At 74.5% G+C, this 16404-nt stretch carries 8 protein-coding genes; 1 reads left to right on the forward strand and 7 read right to left on the reverse strand.

Going from position 1 to position 16404, the window contains the following annotated elements; translation table 11 throughout:
- The first annotated feature begins 731 nt into the window (after nt 1-731).
- Complete coding sequence (locus EBM89_RS15500; protein WP_122150493.1) at nt 732-4916, forward strand: S8 family serine peptidase; 4185 nt, start codon at nt 732-734, stop codon at nt 4914-4916.
- A gap of 183 nt (nt 4917-5099) precedes the next feature.
- Here EBM89_RS15500 and EBM89_RS15505 read toward each other — a convergent pair whose 3' ends face one another.
- From EBM89_RS15505 to EBM89_RS15535, 7 genes are all read right to left on the reverse strand, one after another.
- Nucleotides 5100-6101, reverse strand: coding sequence for a 5'-3' exonuclease (locus EBM89_RS15505; protein ID WP_233571778.1), 1002 nt, complete (start codon nt 6099-6101; stop codon nt 5100-5102).
- A 29-nt stretch (nt 6102-6130) separates the two neighbouring features.
- Complete coding sequence (locus tag EBM89_RS15510; RefSeq protein ID WP_122150497.1) at nt 6131-7141, reverse strand: LacI family DNA-binding transcriptional regulator; 1011 nt, start codon at nt 7139-7141, stop codon at nt 6131-6133.
- A gap of 112 nt (nt 7142-7253) precedes the next feature.
- Nucleotides 7254-9911, reverse strand: a complete 2658-nt coding sequence (locus EBM89_RS15515) for a glycosyl hydrolase 53 family protein (protein ID WP_122150499.1) — start codon at nt 9909-9911, stop codon at nt 7254-7256.
- 143 nt (nt 9912-10054) lie between these two features.
- On the reverse strand, nt 10055-10957 hold the full coding sequence (locus tag EBM89_RS15520; protein ID WP_122150501.1) for a sugar ABC transporter permease: 903 nt from the start codon (nt 10955-10957) through the stop codon (nt 10055-10057).
- A 1-nt stretch (nt 10958) separates the two neighbouring features.
- Nucleotides 10959-12593, reverse strand: a complete 1635-nt coding sequence (locus EBM89_RS15525) for an ABC transporter permease subunit (RefSeq protein WP_122150503.1) — start codon at nt 12591-12593, stop codon at nt 10959-10961.
- 87 nt (nt 12594-12680) lie between these two features.
- On the reverse strand, nt 12681-13925 hold the full coding sequence (locus EBM89_RS15530) for a sugar ABC transporter substrate-binding protein (protein ID WP_122150505.1): 1245 nt from the start codon (nt 13923-13925) through the stop codon (nt 12681-12683).
- 157 nt (nt 13926-14082) lie between these two features.
- Nucleotides 14083-16101: a beta-galactosidase gene (locus tag EBM89_RS15535; RefSeq protein ID WP_122150507.1), complete on the reverse strand. Its 2019-nt coding sequence runs from the start codon at nt 16099-16101 to the stop codon at nt 14083-14085.
- Nucleotides 16102-16404 lie beyond the last annotated feature (303 nt).

Here is a 16404-nt window from a genome sequence, read left to right on the forward strand (position 1 = left end):
GGGTCCGGCGGCGCGGCGGCCGCGGGGGCGGGCGACGCCGGCGGTCCCGGGCACGACGAGGTCGGCCGGGGCAGCCGGGGGCGTGGCGGCGGGTGCGGGCGTGGCCGGGCTGGAGGGCGTGGCGGGGAGGGACGTCACGGCTGTGGGGACTGCACCTTCTGTCGGGGTCGTCGGGTTCGACGCGGACGGCGCCCCGGGACGGGACGCGGGTGCCGTCGGGACGGCGGGGGCGTCGGCGGGCGCGGGGGGCGTCGCCGACCGCTCGGCACCGCTCTCCCGTGGAGGGACGGGAGGGAGGGTGGGTGCCGGAGCAGGGGCTGCGTGCCGACCGCGGGACGGGCGTCGCGCGGAGGGCATGCGGTCACTCACGGGGGTCGAGGCTACGAACCGGACCTCGGGGTCGTCGGGGGGCGAGGCGACCGATGCGCGGAGATGCCGTGACGATGGCCGGTGCGGATCTTCACGAGTCCCTCACACCCGAACGCCTCATCCGGGGAATCCGCTGGTGAGACCTACCGCGCGGTCGGTTCCGCGTGATTCCGCAGCCAGCGGGCCCCTTTTGTGAGCGCGGTCACCCTCCTGTGCGATCCCTGAACAGCCACTGAGCGAGCAATGTGTGGCGAAACCGTGACGAATCGCCCAGATCTTCGTACAGTGAGCCACCAGTCACCTGCCGCATGACTTCCTGTCATGCGGACGTGCACGCCTGGCCGCCCGACGATCGGATCCTCATGCCGCGACGCTCGCTCCGCGCCTCGTTGACCGCCCTGGCGCTCGTCGCCACCACCACCGTCGGGGGCGCGGCCACCGCCGCCGGGTCTCCCCCGGCCCCCGGCTCGCCCGGCGGGCTGGGCACGGCGGCGGGCGACCCGGTCGCCGCCGACCAGGCCGCGCAGCAGCTCGACGGGAAGATCGCCCCCGGGCTCGCGGACGCCGACGGGACGGTGACCGCGTTCGTGCAGCTCGACGCGGAGTCCGGCCTGGACGTCGCGGAGGCCGGTGGCGACGCCGCCGCCGTGCAGGAGGCCACCGCCCAGGTCGAGCAGGTCGCCGAGGCCGTGGTGCCCGCCGAGGGCTCGCCCGACGCCACCGCGCGCGCCGCGGCCGTCGGGCCGCAGCGCATCGCGACGCTGTCCAACCTGGTCGCTGGCACGCTGGTCACCGGCGACGCCGCGCAGGTCCGGGACCTCGCCGCGTCGGACTCCGTGGTCGCCGTCTACCGCGTCACCACGAAGACCGCCGACAACTCCTCCTCCGACGCGTTCACCCGGGCGCTCCAGGTGTGGCAGGACACCGGCCAGACCGGTGAGGGCGTCCGCGTCGGCGTCATCGACACCGGCATCGACTACACGCACGCCGCGTTCGGCGGGCCCGGCACGCTCGAGGCGTACGCCGCCGCCTACGGCGAGGACGGCACGCAGCCGGTGCCCGAGGGGCTGTTCGACCCGGCCAAGTACCTGGGCGGCTACGACTTCGCGGGCCCGCTGTACGACGCCGACCCGAACTCCGAGCTGCCCGGCGCGACCACGACGCCGAGCCCGGACGACAACCCGATCGACAGCCTCTACACCTCGGACAACTCCGGGCACGGCACCCACGTCGCGGGCACGGCCGCCGGCTACGGCGTGCAGCCGGACGGCACGACGTTCGCCGGGGACTACAGCACGCTGACCGACCTGTCCGACTGGGAGGTCGGCCCGGGCTCGGCCCCGGAGGCCGGGCTGTACGCGCTCAAGGTGTTCGGCGACATCGGCGGGTCCACGGACCTCACCGGCCTCGCCCTCGACTGGGCCGCCGACCCGGACGGCGACGGCGACTTCAGCGACCACCTCGACGTGGTCAACCTGTCGCTCGGCGCCTCGGCCACCCCGTCCGACGACCCGGACAACCTGCTGATCGACCGGCTGTCCGACCTCGGCACCCTCGCGGTGCTCAGCGCGGGCAACTCCGCCGACATCACCGACGTCGGCGGGTCCCCGGGCTCGTCCGCGTCCGGCCTGACCGTCGCGAACTCCGTCGGCAGCCCGCAGACCTACGACGGCGTCGAGGTCACCGCGGCGACCGACCCCGCGCTGGTCCGTACGTACTCCGCGCAGAACTCCATCAGCTACACCGGCACCGAGGACGTCACCGCCCCGGTGGTCTACCTCGGCGACGGGGTCGACGGCTGCGCGCCGCTGGACGAGTACGCCGCGCAGATCACCGGGAACATCGTCTACCTGTGGTGGGACGACGACGACGCCACCCGCGCGTGCGGCAGCGGCGCCCGGTGGAACAACGCCGAGGCCGCCGGCGCGGCCGGTGTGCTGATCGGCACCGAGAGCACCGTGTTCTCGGCCGGCATCGCGGGCAACGCCACGATCCCGGGCGCGCAGCTCACCGCGTCGTCCACCGCCGCGCTGCTCCCCGCCATCCAGGCGGGCGGCGTCACCGCGCACATCGGCCCGTCGCTCGCCGCGACAGTCACCGCCGACGAGGTCGGCGACGCGCTCAACCCGGGCTCGTCCCGGGGTGCGCACGGCTCGCTCGGCATCATCAAGCCCGACGTCGCCGCGCCCGGCACGCTGATCTTCTCGGCGGCCTCCGGCACCGGCAACGCCGCGCACTCCCTGTCCGGCACCTCGATGTCCGCCCCGCACGTCGCGGGCATCGCCGCCCTGGTCCGCGCCACCCAGCCCGGGTGGACGCCCGCACAGGTGAAGGCCGCGGTCATGAACACCGCGACGCACGACGTGTGGACCGGCGCGAACCAGTCCGGCACGTCGTACGGCCCGCAGCGGGTCGGCTCCGGCCGGGTGGACGCCCGCGCCGCCGTCGCCGACACCGTGCTCGCCTACGGCTCGGAGGACCCGGACCAGGTGTCCGTGACGTTCGGGATCGTGGACGTCGGCGCCGAGACCGTCACGCTGCGCAAGACCGTCACGGTGCAGAACACCGGCACCGAGGCCGTCACCTACGACACCGCCTTCGCGGCGGCGACGACCACCGGCGGCGCGACCATCACCACGTCGCCCGCCACGGTCACGGTCCCCGCGGGCCAGCAGCGGCTGGTCACGCTGACGCTCACCGCCGACCCGGCCACCCTGGAGCGGGAGATCGACCCCACCTCCGCGGTGAACCAGGCCGGGGTGCCCCGCGAGTACGTCGCCGCGCTGTCCGGCCGGCTCGTGCTGACCTCGGGCGACACCGAGCTGCGGGTGCCGGTGCAGGCCGCCCCGCGCCTGGTCAGCGAGCTCACGGCCACCGCGCCGGAGTTCGCCGACGCCGGTGCCACCTCGGCCCCGCTGACCCTGTCGGGCCGCGGCGTGGACGCGGGCGGCTGGACGTCGCTCGCGGCGCCGCTGGTGCTCGGCGCGACCAGCCCGAAGCTGGAGGACGTGCCCGGGTTCATCACCTCGGAGTCCGCCGTCGCATCCGGCGACCTGCGCTGGGTCGGCTGGGCCTCCACCGCCCCGCAGCACGCCGCCGCCGGGGGCGACCCCGCCGACGGGTACCTCGGGGTCGGCATCGCGGTGGACGGCGACTGGGCGACGCTCGGCCAGGCCGTGCTCCCGGTCATCGACTGGGACACCGACGGCGACGGGACGCCCGACGCGCAGACGGTCGTGCAGAAGCTCAACGCCGCGACCGACGTCACCGTCGCGGTGACCGCCGACCTGGAGACGGGCGAGACGCTCGACATCCAGGGCGTCAACGGGTACTTCGGCGACGTCGACACGACGGTCTTCGACAACTCGGTGCTGGTCGCGCCGGTCGGGATCGCCGCTCTGGGCCTCGAGCCGGGCGCCACCCCGTCGGTGAGCGTCTGGACGTACTCCGACTACGCCGCCGACCCGTCGGGCGTGCTCGACTCCGCCGACGCGTTCACGGTCGACGCGTTCGAGCCGCCGTACTGGTTCGACGCCGGGGTCACCGACGCGCTCTGGTACCGCGGTGCCGACGGCGCCCAGATCACCACGCACCGCTCGGCCGGGGCGCAGGACGTGCAGCTGCTGGTGCTGCACAGCCACAACGCCGACCCGACGACGCGGGCCCAGGTGCTCGACGTCGCCGTGCCTGAGGCCACGCCCACCAGCACGACCCTCGCGGTCAGCGGCGGCGCGAAGGTCGGCAAGGACGTCACGCTGACGGCCACCGTCGACCCGGCCGAGGCCACGGGCACGGTGTCGTTCCGCGAGGGCGACACCGAGATCGCGACCGCCCCGGTCACCGGCGGCACGGCCACCGCGACCGCCCGCCTCGGCGGCGGCTCGCACACCCTCACGGCGGTGTACACCCCCGACTCCGGGGCGTGGGCGGGCTCGACGTCGGAGCCCGTCACGGTCGACGTGAAGCCGGCCGGTTCGACGACCAAGGTGACGCTCACGCAGAACTCGGGCCGCTACGGGTCCGAGGTGGGCGCGACCGTGACCGTCACCGGCCAGGGCACGGTCCCGACCGGCACCGTCGAGATCCGCGAGCGGGACACCGTGCTGGCGACCGGCGACCTGGTCGCCGGGGACGGCACCACGGCGGCGGCGACGATCGCCCTGCCGCGGGACCTGAAGGCCGGGTCGCACACCCTCACGGCCGTGTACACCGGCAGCGCGGACGTCACCGGGTCGCAGACCCAGCGGGCGTACCGGGTGATCGCCACCGTCCCGGACATCGCGCTGGAGACGGCGTCCTGGACCGTGTCCCGCGGGGCGACGCCCGAGGTCACCGTGCGCGTCGGTGGCGGCGAGGGCGCCCCGGTCGCGGGCGGCAAGGTGACGCTGCTCGCCGGGCTGCGACCCGTCGCGACGGTGCCGCTGACCGACGGCGCCGCGACCGTGACGCTGCCGGCCGTGCGCGGCACCACCGTGCTGACCGCGCTCTACACCGGGGACGGCGGCTACACGCCGACGCTCGCGCTGGGGGTGCTGAAGGTGCGCTGACGCCACCGGCGCGCACCCGGCCAGGGGGGACCGGGTGCGCGCCCGAGGGCGGTCCGGACGGCCGGGGAACCACCGGCGCGGGAGACGGACCGCGGACGCGACCCGAGCGGTCGCGCGGAGGGGGTCACCGGGGGGCGGTGACCCCCTTCGGCGTCCCCGGCCGCTGCGGGATCGCCGGCGGGCTCAGCGAGCCGCGAGGGCGGACAGCACCCGGCGGACGCTGGAGTCCAGGCCCCAGCGCTCCGTGAGGTCGACCAGGGCCTCGGGGTCGGCGGGCTCGCGCGGGACCGCGAACGCGTCCGGGGCGGCGGGGTCGGTGCCGTCGGCGAGGACCACCGGGGCGTCCGCGGCGACGTGCACGACCGCCGGGGCGACGTCGAGGTAGTCGGACGCCTCCAGCAGCCGCCGCCGCTGCGTCACCGTGAGGCCCCGGTCGCCCGGGTCGAGGGCCGCGGCGCGCACGGCGTCGAGCGTGCCGTACCGCTCCAGCAGGGTCGCGGCGGTCTTCTCGCCGATGCCCGCGACGCCCGGCAGGCCGTCGCTCGGGTCGCCGCGCAGCACCGCCATGTCGGCGTACGCCGGGCCTGACGCCACCGCGTACTTCTCCCGCAGCCGGGCGACGTCGACCACGTCGGGGTCCTTGATGCCCCGCACCGGGTACAGGACCCGCACCGGGACGTCGTCGTCGACGAGCTGGAACAGGTCGCGGTCACCGGTGACGACCAGGACCGGGCGTCGCTCCCCCGGCGGGCGCGCGACCTCGCGCGCGGTGAGCGTGCCGATGACGTCGTCGGCCTCGAAGCCCGCGGCCCCGGCACGCGCGATGCCGAGCGCCGCCAGCACCTCCGCGATCACCGGGACCTGCGGGGCGAGCGCGTCCGGGACCTCCTCGACCGCCGGGGGCCCGCCCGCGAGCGCCGCCGCGGCCGCCTCCGCTCCCCCGACCGCGCGGTGCGCCTTGTACGACGGGATGGCCGCGACGCGGAACTCCGGGCGCCAGTCCTCGTCCCAGCACGCGACCAGACGGTCCGGGCGGTGGTCGGTCACCAGCCGGGCGATCATGTCGAGCAGCCCGCGCACGGCGTTCACGGGCTCCCCCGCCGGCGAGCGCATCGAATCGGGCACCCCGTAGAACGCGCGGAAGTACAGCGACGCGGAGTCCAGCAGCATCAGCGACCCACTCATGCGCCGACCCTAGCGTCGTGGCGAGCGGCTCAGGTGCTCGCGCGCTCGACCAGGGTGGTGGGCAGGGTGATGCGGGCGGGGTCGGCGCCCTCCACCACCTCCAGCAGGAGGCGGATCATCTCCTCGGCGATGCGCTCGAAGGGCTGGCGCATCGTGGTCAGGGCGGGCTCTAGGGTGGCGGCGAGGCCGGAGTCGTCGAAGCCGCCGACGGCGACGTCGCCGGGGACGCTGCGCCCGGCGTCGCGCAGCGCGACGATCGCGCCCGCGGCCATGAGGTCCGAGGCGACGAACACCCCGTCGAGGTCGGGCCGCCGGTCGAGGAGCTCGCGCATCGCGGCCTGGCCGCCCGCGCGGGTGTAGTCCCCGTGCGCGACGAGGTCCGGGTCGAACGCGTCGCCCAGCGCCTCGCGGAAACCGAGCAGCCGCCGCACGCCGCCCGGGGTGTCCTGCGGGCCGGTGATCGTCGCGACCCGGGTCCGGCCGCGCGCGAGCAGGTGCTCGGTCATCCGGCGCGCGCCGCCGAGGTCGTCGGCGGACACCCACCCGATGCTGTCCTCGTAGCCCAGCGGCTCGCCGCACGCGATGGTCGGCACGCCCTGGCGGAGCAGCTCGCCCACCACCGGGTTGCCCCGGTGCGAGGAGATCAGCAGGACGCCGTCGACGTGCCCGGCGGCGACGTAGTCGGTGATCCGGCGCCGCTCCTGCTGGGTACCCGCGACCATGAGCAGCAACGGCATCTCGCGGGTGGCCAGCGCCTCGGCGGCGGCCCGCAGCAGGATCGAGAACGTCGGGTCCTCGAACAGCAGGTGCTGCGGCTCGGTGAGCAGGAACGCCACCGAGTTCGACCGACCGGTGACGAGGCTGCGGGCGTGCTGGTTCGCGGCGTACCCGGTGCTGCGGATCGCCTCCTGCACGGCGGCGAGCGCCTCGGGCGACACCCAGTGGCCGCCGTTGAGCACCCGGGACACCGTGCCGCGCGACACGCCGGCGGTGGCGGCGACGTCGCGGATCGTCGGGCGCCGTCGCGCGGGTGAGTCCACGGACCCTGACCTTACGACCACGACACCCCCTGGTGGTCGCAGCGCGCCGTACCCACCCCCGCCGCCGCGCGCAGGGCGGCGACGGCGGGGGCGGGTCGGGTGGTCACGCTGCTCAGCGCCCGGCGTCCGAGGCGACCGGGCGCAGCGCGACCGTGCGGCGGCGCACCAGCAGCGCGACGCCCCCGGCGACGAGGGCCAGAGCGGCGGCGCCCGCGAGGCCGACGCCCGCCGCACCGGTGGCCGCGAGCGCGCCCCCGCCCGCGGCGAGCACGGTGATCGGCACCTCGACGAGCACGGCGCCGGTCGCGTCCCGCACCTGCAGGTGGTGCAGGCCGGGTGCGAGGTCGGCGGGGATCGTCACGGTGACGGTGGCGCCGCCGTCCACGAGGCCCACCGTCGCGAGCCGCTGGTACACGGAGGCGACGCCGACCTCCACCTGCTCGCCGGGCAGACCGGCGAGGGTGAGGGTGACGGTGCCGCCCGCACGCACGGTGGTCGCGGACACGGTGGCGGTGGGGGTGTCGGGCTCGGGCTCGCCGGGGGTCGGTTCACCGGGCGTCGGCTCCCCGGGTCCGGGGGTCGGGCCGGACACCGGGACCAGGCCGTCGAGCGCGCTGGTCAGCGCGCCCGCCGCCCCGTCCACCGTGGCCTGGTCGGGTGCGGCGGCGCGGAGCACGAAGTCCGCGCGCCCCACGGCCGCGTCGAGCACCGCCACCGAGCCGGCGGTGTACGCGGCGCGGTCGACGGCGGCGGCCCGGTCGACCAGGTCCCGCAGGGCCGCGGTGTCCGCGACGGCCTGCGGGGCGACGGCGACGAGCTCGACCTCGTCGATGCTCCCCCACGCCCCGGCGCCCAGGGCGGCGGAGGTGGAGACCACGACGACCCCGTCGGAGCCGACGTTCAGCACGTCGGTCTGCGGGTGCTGCCAGTTCGCCCACCCGGCGAGCGCGAAGTCCGTCGTCACCGAGGAGATGCCGGAGCTCGCGGAGATCTGCAGCGTGTCCGTGGCGCCGGCCCCGTCGCCCTGCGCGCGGGCGGACAGCCGGTACTGCCCGGCGGGGACGCCGGTGACCGTCTGCTCGACGGTGAAGGTGTACGGCGTGGCGCTCCAGAAGTGCAGCGACCGCGCCCCGGCGTACGGGTTCTCGTTCGAGCTGATCGTGTAGCCCGTGCCGGTGCCGGTCCACGGGGCGGCGCCGTCCTCGAACCCGCCGTTGGCGACGAGGTTCTCGCCCACCCCCGCGTCGGCGAGGACGGTGACGGTCGCGGCGACCGCGTGCCCGCCCGCGCTGGTCCCGGCGAACGTGTAGGTGCCGGGGCCGAGCAGCCACGCCGGGTCGTCCTGCCAGGTGACGGCCTCGTCCTCGGTGGTGCCGTCGGTGTACGACACCCGGACGGTGCCGGGCAGGGTGACGGGGTCGCCGGCGACGACGGTCAGGCGGGGCTGCTCGACGGCGTCGAGCTCGCGCGGGCCGACCGAGCCGGTGCGCGCGTACTCGTAGACCCGCAGCGACTCCAGCGGGGTGCCGTCGAAGGCGAACAGCGCCTGGTTGTCCCAGGACGAGCCGCCGTAGTCCTCGCCGGTCGGGGCGTAGAACTCCGCGGAGTGCGACGCCGCCCAGCCGGAGCCGTGCTGCTCCCAGAGCACCCGGTTGGCGTCGACGTCCTCGGGCGGGCCGACCGGCAGCCACGCGGGCTCCCAGTAGAAGGTGCCGATGCCGCGCCCGTCGGACACGTCGGCGACGGCCTGCATGACGTCTCGGATCGCGAGCGCCTGACCCTGCACGGACGCGGAGTACGCGGTCGGCGTGGTGCGGATGACGTTCGGGTACCCGTCGCCGTCCTCCAGCGTGGACGCCCAGGACGTCTCGGCGACCGCCACCTCCTTGTCGTAGGTGGTGGCGACCTGGTCCAGCACCGCCGTGAGGTTGGCGAGGCTGCCGTGCCAGAACGCGTAGTAGGAGGACAGGAAGACGTCGTAGTCGACGCCCCGGTCGTCCAGGGCCTTCGCGGCGGCGGCGTACTGCCCGGCGCGCTCCGGGTTGGTGAAGTGCACGGCCACCTTGACGTCGGGGCCGAGCGTCTCGCGCACCGCCTCCGAGCCCGCCTGGAACAGCCGGGCCGTGCTGTCCCAGCCGCTGACCCCGGCGATCTCGCCGCCGGTCGTCTCGTTGCCGATCTGCACCATGCCGACGTCCACGCCCGCGTCCGCCATCGCCTGCAGCGTGTCCGCCGTGTAGTCGTGCAGGGCGTCGACCCGCTGGTCGAGGTCCAGACCGGTCCAGGCGCGCGGGGACCGCTGCTGCCCGGGGTGCGCCCAGAAGTCGGAGTAGTGGAAGTTGACCAGCACCCGCATCCCGGCGGCGGTGGCGCGGCGGCCGATCTCGACCGCGCGCTCGGCGTCCACGTTCCCGGCGCCGTAGCCGAGGGACGGGTCGACGCTGCTGTACGGCTCGTTCCACACCCGGATGCGGGCGTAGTTCACGCCCGCGTCGGCGAGGACCTCGAACACGTCGGCGGGCTGCCCGGACGCGTCCCGGAACACCACCCCGGACTCCTCCAGCGACAGCACGGACGAGAAGTCCGCGCCGTTGATCCAGTCCTCCCCCATGCCGTCGACGCGCGGCACCGTGATGCCCGCCTCGACCGGCACGGGCTCGTCGGCGGCCACCGCCGCCGCGCCCAGACCGGACATGCCGGCCACCCCCGTCATCGTCAGCGCCGCGGCCAGCGCGACCGCGCGCGCTCCCCGTCGTGGTCCCGTCCTCATCGACCGGTCCTCCCGTGCTCGACCCCGTGACGGCGCGCCGGATCGCGCGCCCGCCCACCCGTCCGTGGTCCCCCTGCACCGTCGGGCGTCCGTGCCCGACGGTGGCCGCGCGCCGCGGGGAGGATTCCCGCGGCGCGCGTGCCTCAGCCCTTGACCGACCCCGCCGACAGCCCGCCGACGATGTACCGCTGCAGCGACAGGAACAGCGCCAGCACCGGGATCGACCCGATGACCGCGCCCGCCGCGAACAGGCCCCAGCGCGACGTCAGCTGGTTGGACACCCACTGGTACATGCCGACGGCGAGCGTCCAGTTCTCCTCGCTGGTCAGCACGATGCGGGCGAGGATGAAGTCGCCGAACGCGGAGATGAACGCCAGCAGCGCCACCACGGCGAGGATCGGCGTGACCAGCGGCATGATCAGCCGCCAGTAGATCTGCGAGTGGGTGGCGCCGTCGATGCGGGCGGCCTCGTCGATCTCCCGCGGCACGGAGTTGAAGAACCCGTACATGAGGAACGTGTTCGCCCCGAGCGCGCCGCCCAGGTACACGCAGATCAGCGCGATCCGGGAGTTCACGCCCAGCGCCGGGATGACGTTGCCGAGCGAGATGAGCAGCAGGAACACCGCGACGAACGCCACGGTCTGCGGGAACATCTGGATGATCAGCAGCGTCGTCAGCGACGCGCGCCGCCCCTGGAACCGGAAGCGGGAGAACGCGTAGGCCGCGGCGGCGCCCATGAGCACGGCGCCGAACGACGCGATGCCGCCGATGACCAGGGTGTTCGTCACCCACGTCCAGTACATCGTGTCGCCGAGGGCGGCGAAGTTGTCCAGGCCGATCGTGCGGAACAGCGAGCTGGACCCGGCGAGCGAGCCGTTCGGGTTCAGCGCGGCGGACAGCGCGTACACCAGCGGGAACACCGCGTAGAAGATGATGACGAGGCCGACCGGGTACTTCCAGCCGACGTCCGCCCACCAGCGGGCGCGCCGGGCGCGCGTCGGGCGGTTCGTGCTCCCGGTGCGGACCGGGGTCTCGACGGCAGCCATGTCAGATCTCCTCGAGCTTGCGGGTCTGGCGGAACGCCAGGGCGGAGATGACGCCGATCACGACGAACACCACGATGGACAGGGCACTGGCCAGGCCGTAGTCGGCGCGGCCGCCCGACACCCCGGAGATCTGGTAGATCGCGGAGATGAGGATGTCGGTCGAGCCCATCGGGGTGCTGGACCCGGAGAACGCGGGCCCGCCGCCGGTGAGCATGTAGATGATCGTGAAGTTGTTGAAGTTGAAGGCGAACGACGCGATGGCGAGCGGCGCGGTCGACACCATGAGCATCGGCAGGGTGATCGAGCGGAACTGCCGCCACCGCCCCGCGCCGTCGACCCGGGCGGCCTCCATCACGTCGCCGGGCAGCGCCTGCAGCGCGCCGGTGGTGACGAGGAACCAGTACGGGTAGCTGAGCCACAGGTTGACCCAGAGGATCGCGATCTTCGCGAGCCACGGGTCGCTGAGCCAGCCGATGTTCGCGCCGAGGAAGAACCAGTCGTTGATGACGCCGAACTCGGCGTTGAGCATGCCGCGCCACAGCAGCGCGGACATGAACGCGGGGAAGGCGTACGGGAGGATGAACAGCGTCCGCAGGATCTTGCGGCCCCGGATGCGCGGGTCGTTGTAGATCAGCGCGAACAGCAGGCCCAGCCCGAAGCTGGTGAGCACGGTGAGGATCGCGAACGCGAACGTCCACGCCGCGACCTTGAGCAGCGGGCCGGCGTAGGTGGCGTCGGTGAACGCCCGGACGAAGTTGTCGAAGCCGACGTTGACGTACCAGCCGGCGGCGAGGCGCTCGCCGTCCTCGGTGACGAACTGCCCCCGGTCGGACGGGCTGTAGACGGCGCCGGTCTCGGTGTTGGTGATCGTCTGCGCCGCGGGGTCCCACTCCAGCCGGGAGGTGTACACCGACGCGGTGGAGCCCTCGCGGGTGCGCAGCGAGCCGTCCTCGGCGTCGCCGGACACCGGGACGCGCAGGGCGACGACCTCGGCCTGCAGGTCGGCGTCGGAGAACAGCTGCGCGCGCGGCACGACCTCCCAGCCGGGCACCGCGACGGGCGTGCCGCGGTCGTCGACCTGCGCGCCGCCGACCGTCTCGAGGGGCTCCTCGGCGGTGCCGACCCGGACGGTGCCGTCGTCGTTGACCGCGAACCCGAGCGCGTCGCCGTCCCGCACGACCGCGAGGGGGTACTCCGGGGAGTCCTCGACCTGGCGCTCGTCCTGGATCAGCGCGGCGTCGACCGCCTGCTGCATGCTGCCGAGGTGGCCGGTGCCGTAGTTCGTGAAGGCCACGTACCCGGTGTACCCGAGCGTGAACATCTGGAACACGACCAGGAAGACCAGGCCCGGGAACATGTACTTCAGGGGCAGCGTGCGGCGGGCGAAGTAGATCCAGTCCGCGGCCGCGAGCAGCACGACCAGCGCGCCCAGCACGACCCACGCGCCCACCTGGTACGCCGACAGGATGGCGAGCACGCCGCCCGCGTTCACGACCGCCATCAGCGCGAGCTTCACCAGGAAGCCCCAGCCGAGGCCGCGCCAGTCGCGGGCGTGCGACTCGCGGGGCGCCCGCTCGTCGGGGCGGTCGGGCGGGGTGCCGGGTGGGTGCTCGGCGGTTCGCGTGCCGACGGACATCGTTGCTCCTCGTGCTGGGGTGGCGCCTGGGGCGGCCGGGGGGTGCGGCGCGCGGGCGGGGCGCGCACGCCCCGCCCGCGCTGTGGGTCAGCCGATCGCCTGCTCCACGCTGGCGACCATGGAGGTCCAGGTGCTGTCGGGGTCCTGGCCGGTGATCAGCGCGATCTGCGCGGCGTTCCAGAAGTCCCAGACGGCGCCCATCTCGGGGATGTTCGGCATGGGCACGCCGTTCTGCGCGGCGGCGAGGAACCCGGCGATGACCGGGTCGTCGCTGACGTCCTCGGCCACGGCCGTGAGCGCCGGGATGCGCGGGTCGGCCTCGTACAGGGCCTGCTGCGCCTCGTCGGTGGCGACGTAGTTCGCGAGGAACTCGTTGGCGAGCAGCGCGTTGTCCGACTGCGCCGACAGGTAGAAGCCCTGCACGCCGACGAACGGCGCGGCGGTCTCGCCGCCGGCGGACGGGATCGGGTTCACCGCGACCTCGACGCCCGCGTCCTGGAACGTCGGGATGGTCCACGGGCCCTGCACGATGAACGGCGACTGGCCGCTCGCGAACAGCTCGTTGCCGATGTCGTAGTCGACGGTGTCGGTGAAGTAGCCGGTGCCGGCGGAGCCGTTGGCCTGGATCCAGCGCGCGTAGGCGAGACCCTGCTCGCCGCCCATGCCGACCTCGGAGGTGTACGAGCCGTCCTCGTCCTGGACGAACACCGGGGCGCCGAACGACGTCTGGAACGCGTACGAGGTGTACATGTCACCCTCGGCGCCGTTGGTGTAGAGGATGAACGGGCGGTCGCCGAACCCGGCGTCCGTCGCCATCTGGATCATCTCGTCGAAGGTCTGCGGCGCGGTGTCGCCGACCAGCGCGGTGTTCTGGATGAGCGCGACGGTCTCCTGCGCGTACGGCAGCGCGTACAGCTGGCCGTCGTAGGTGAACGCGTCGAGGGTGACCTGCTCGAAGTCCGCGGCCCGCGAGCCGAGGCTGATCGTGTCGACCACGCCGGACTCGACGAACTCGCCGAGCCAGTCGTTGGCGCCGACGGTGATGTCCGGGCCCTCGCCGGTGGGGACCTGGGCGAGGAAGTCCGCGCGCAGGTCCTCGAAGTTCTTCTGCACGACCGTGACGGTCGCGCCGGTGTCCGTCTCGAAGTCGGCCGCGGCGTTCTTGATCGCCTCGGCGCGCTCGGCGTCGGACCAGATCACGAGCTCGCCCGCCGAGCCCGCGGCGGGGGCGTCGCCCTCGGCGGTCGTCGTGGGGGCGGGGTCGCCGCTGCACGCGGCGAGGAGGGCCACGGTCGCCACTGCGGCGACGCCGGCTGCGAAGTGCCTGCGCATGTGTCGTCCTTTCAGGAGGGCCGCCGCTGAGCGTCGATCGCGTCGTTGCGACCCGTGGTGGGTGCGGGGGCGCACGGTGCGTCCCCGCGGTGCGGGAGCCGCCGCCCCGCCCGGCCGGAGGAGGGTCCGGCCGGGCGGTGGTCCGGCGGTGGTGCGGTCAGCGACCACCCCCCTGCGGGCGGGCGGTGGTGCGCAGCACCGCCACCTCGCCCGCACCGATCTCGTGCTGCTGGTCGGCCTCGGTGCCGGTCAGCAGGTCCGTGCCCGGCACCGCGAGGGTGACCGGCTCGTCGCGGTGGTTGACCGCGACGACGTAGTCGTGGGCGTCGCCGTGGCGGACCACGACCTCGACGCCCTCCGGCAGGCCCGACGGCTCGACGCCCGCGTCGGCGTAGACCGCCGCGAGCACGGGGGCGAGCGCCGCGACGTCCAGGCGGGTGCTGACGTACCAGCCCTGCCCCTCGCCGTGCGCGTGCCGGGTGATCGCGGGCATGCCGTCCGCGGGGCCGCCGCGGTAGGTGCCGCGGACCTCGGCGCCGTCGAGCACCAGGTGCTCGCTCCACGCCGCGGTGGGGACCGTCGCGCCGTCGAGGTCGACGGCCACGTCGTGCTGGGGGCGGACCGGCAGGAACTCCTCGACGGTCAGGCCGAGCGCGGTGCGCAGGGGGGCGCCGAAGCCGCCCTCGTGCACCGCGTCGTGCTCGTCCACGACGCCCGCGAAGCAGGACACCAGCAGGGTGCCGCCCTGCGCGACGTAGTCGGCGAGGTTCTTGCCCGCGGCCTGCGTCAGCAGGTAGGAGGACGGCGCGACCACCAGGCGGTAGCCGGACAGGTCGTCCTCGGGGTGCGCGAAGTCGACGGTGACGCCGTCGCGCCACAGCCGCTCGTAGTAGGCGCGAACCCGCTCGCGGAAGCCGAGCTCGTCCGAGGGCCGCCACTCCAGGTCCTGGGCCCACAGGGACTCCCAGTCGTAGAGCACCGCGACATCGGCCCGCACGCGCGAGCCCCGCACCTCGGACAGCCGGCCGAGCTTGGCGCCGAGGTCGACGACCTCGCGGAACACCCGGGAGCCGGTGCCGGCGTGCGGCAGCATCGCCGAGTGGAACTTCTCCGCGCCGGACCGCGAGGCCCGCCACTGGAAGAACAGGATGCCGTCGGCGCCGCGACCGAGGTGGGTCAGCGCGTTGCGGTGCATCTCCCCCGGGCGCTTGGCGATGTTGTGGCCCTGCCAGTTCACCGCCGAGGTGGAGTGCTCCATGAGGATCCACGGCTTGCCGCGCGCGACCGACCGGGTGAGATCGGCGGACAGGGCGAGGCCCACGTGGCCGTCCTCGTCCGGGGACCACAGGTAGTGGTCGTCGGAGACGACGTCGACCTCGCGCGCCCAGCGCCACAGGTCGGTGTTGTACGACTGGTGCGCCATGAAGTTCGTGGTCACCGGCTGGGCGGCGTGCTGCCGGATCGCGTCGCGCTCGTTGACGAAGCAGGCGCGCAGCTGGTCGTCGGTGAACCGCGCGAAGTCGAGGCGCTGCGCCGGGTTGGGCGTCGAGGCCGTCGCGGCGGGGGCGCCGACGTGCTCCCACTCGCCGTACACCTGACCCCAGAAGGCCGTGCCCCACGCCGCGTTCAGCCCGTCGAGCGAGCCGTACCGCGCGCGCAGCCACTCCCGGAACGCCGCGACGGACGCGGGCGAGAAGTCCTCGCCGACCGGGGCGCCGTACTCGTTGTGGATGTGCCACATGACGACAGCGGGGTGGTCGGCGTAGCGGCGGGCGAGCTCGCCCGCGATGCGGGCGGACGCCGCGCGGTACTCGGGCGAGCTCGGCGAGACCATGCCGCGCGAGCCCGGGCCGAGGGCCGTGCCGTCGCGGGTGACGACGCGCGCCTGCGGGTAGGTGGCGTAGAACCACGCCGGGGGCGCGGCGGTCGGGGTGCCGAGGTCGACGGCGATGCCGTTCGCGTGCAGCAGGCCGATCACGTCGTCCAGCCAGCCGAAGTCGTACTCGCCCTCGCGGGGCTCGAGCAGGGCCCAGGAGAAGATCCCGACGCTCACCAGGTTGACCCCGGCCTCGCGCATCAGGGCGACGTCCTCGTCCCAGACGTGGCGGGGCCACTGCTCCGGGTTGTAGTCACCGCCGTAGGAGATGCCCTCCGTCGGCCAGCCGAACTCCGTCATCCGTTCCCGCTCCCTCGCGTTGCTGCTGTGCACGGTCACAGTAAGCAGCACAGGCGCAGGAACGGAAGCAGCGGGATCGCACCGTGACCCAACTGTGACCGTGCACGGTCTGTCCCAGCACAGCACGGCACAGCGCCGCGCCCGGGTCCGGACGCGGCGCTGGGAGCGGGCGTCAGCGGCGCGTGGCCAGCGCCGCCAGGGTCACCGCCGTGACGTCCTCCGCCAGCGCGGCGGGCAGGTCCGGGCGACCGGTGCGGGCCGCCCACGCGCGCCACGCCGCGCCGCCGACGGTGCCGACCAGGG

The sequence above is a fragment of the Cellulomonas triticagri genome (genome assembly GCF_003696205.1).
In the GTDB taxonomy this organism is placed as follows: domain Bacteria; phylum Actinomycetota; class Actinomycetes; order Actinomycetales; family Cellulomonadaceae; genus Cellulomonas; species Cellulomonas triticagri.

Coding starts and splice junctions, on each gene's coding strand:
- EBM89_RS15515 (WP_122150499.1), bottom strand. CDS start 9,911: ATGAGGACGGGACCACGACGGGGAGCGCGCGCGGTCGCGCTGGCCGCG.
- EBM89_RS15500 (WP_122150493.1), top strand. CDS start 732: ATGCCGCGACGCTCGCTCCGCGCCTCGTTGACCGCCCTGGCGCTCGTC.
- EBM89_RS15525 (WP_122150503.1), bottom strand. CDS start 12,593: ATGTCCGTCGGCACGCGAACCGCCGAGCACCCACCCGGCACCCCGCCC.
- EBM89_RS15535 (WP_122150507.1), bottom strand. CDS start 16,101: ATGACGGAGTTCGGCTGGCCGACGGAGGGCATCTCCTACGGCGGTGAC.
- EBM89_RS15530 (WP_122150505.1), bottom strand. CDS start 13,925: ATGCGCAGGCACTTCGCAGCCGGCGTCGCCGCAGTGGCGACCGTGGCC.
- EBM89_RS15520 (WP_122150501.1), bottom strand. CDS start 10,957: ATGGCTGCCGTCGAGACCCCGGTCCGCACCGGGAGCACGAACCGCCCG.
- EBM89_RS15505 (WP_233571778.1), bottom strand. CDS start 6,101: ATGAGTGGGTCGCTGATGCTGCTGGACTCCGCGTCGCTGTACTTCCGC.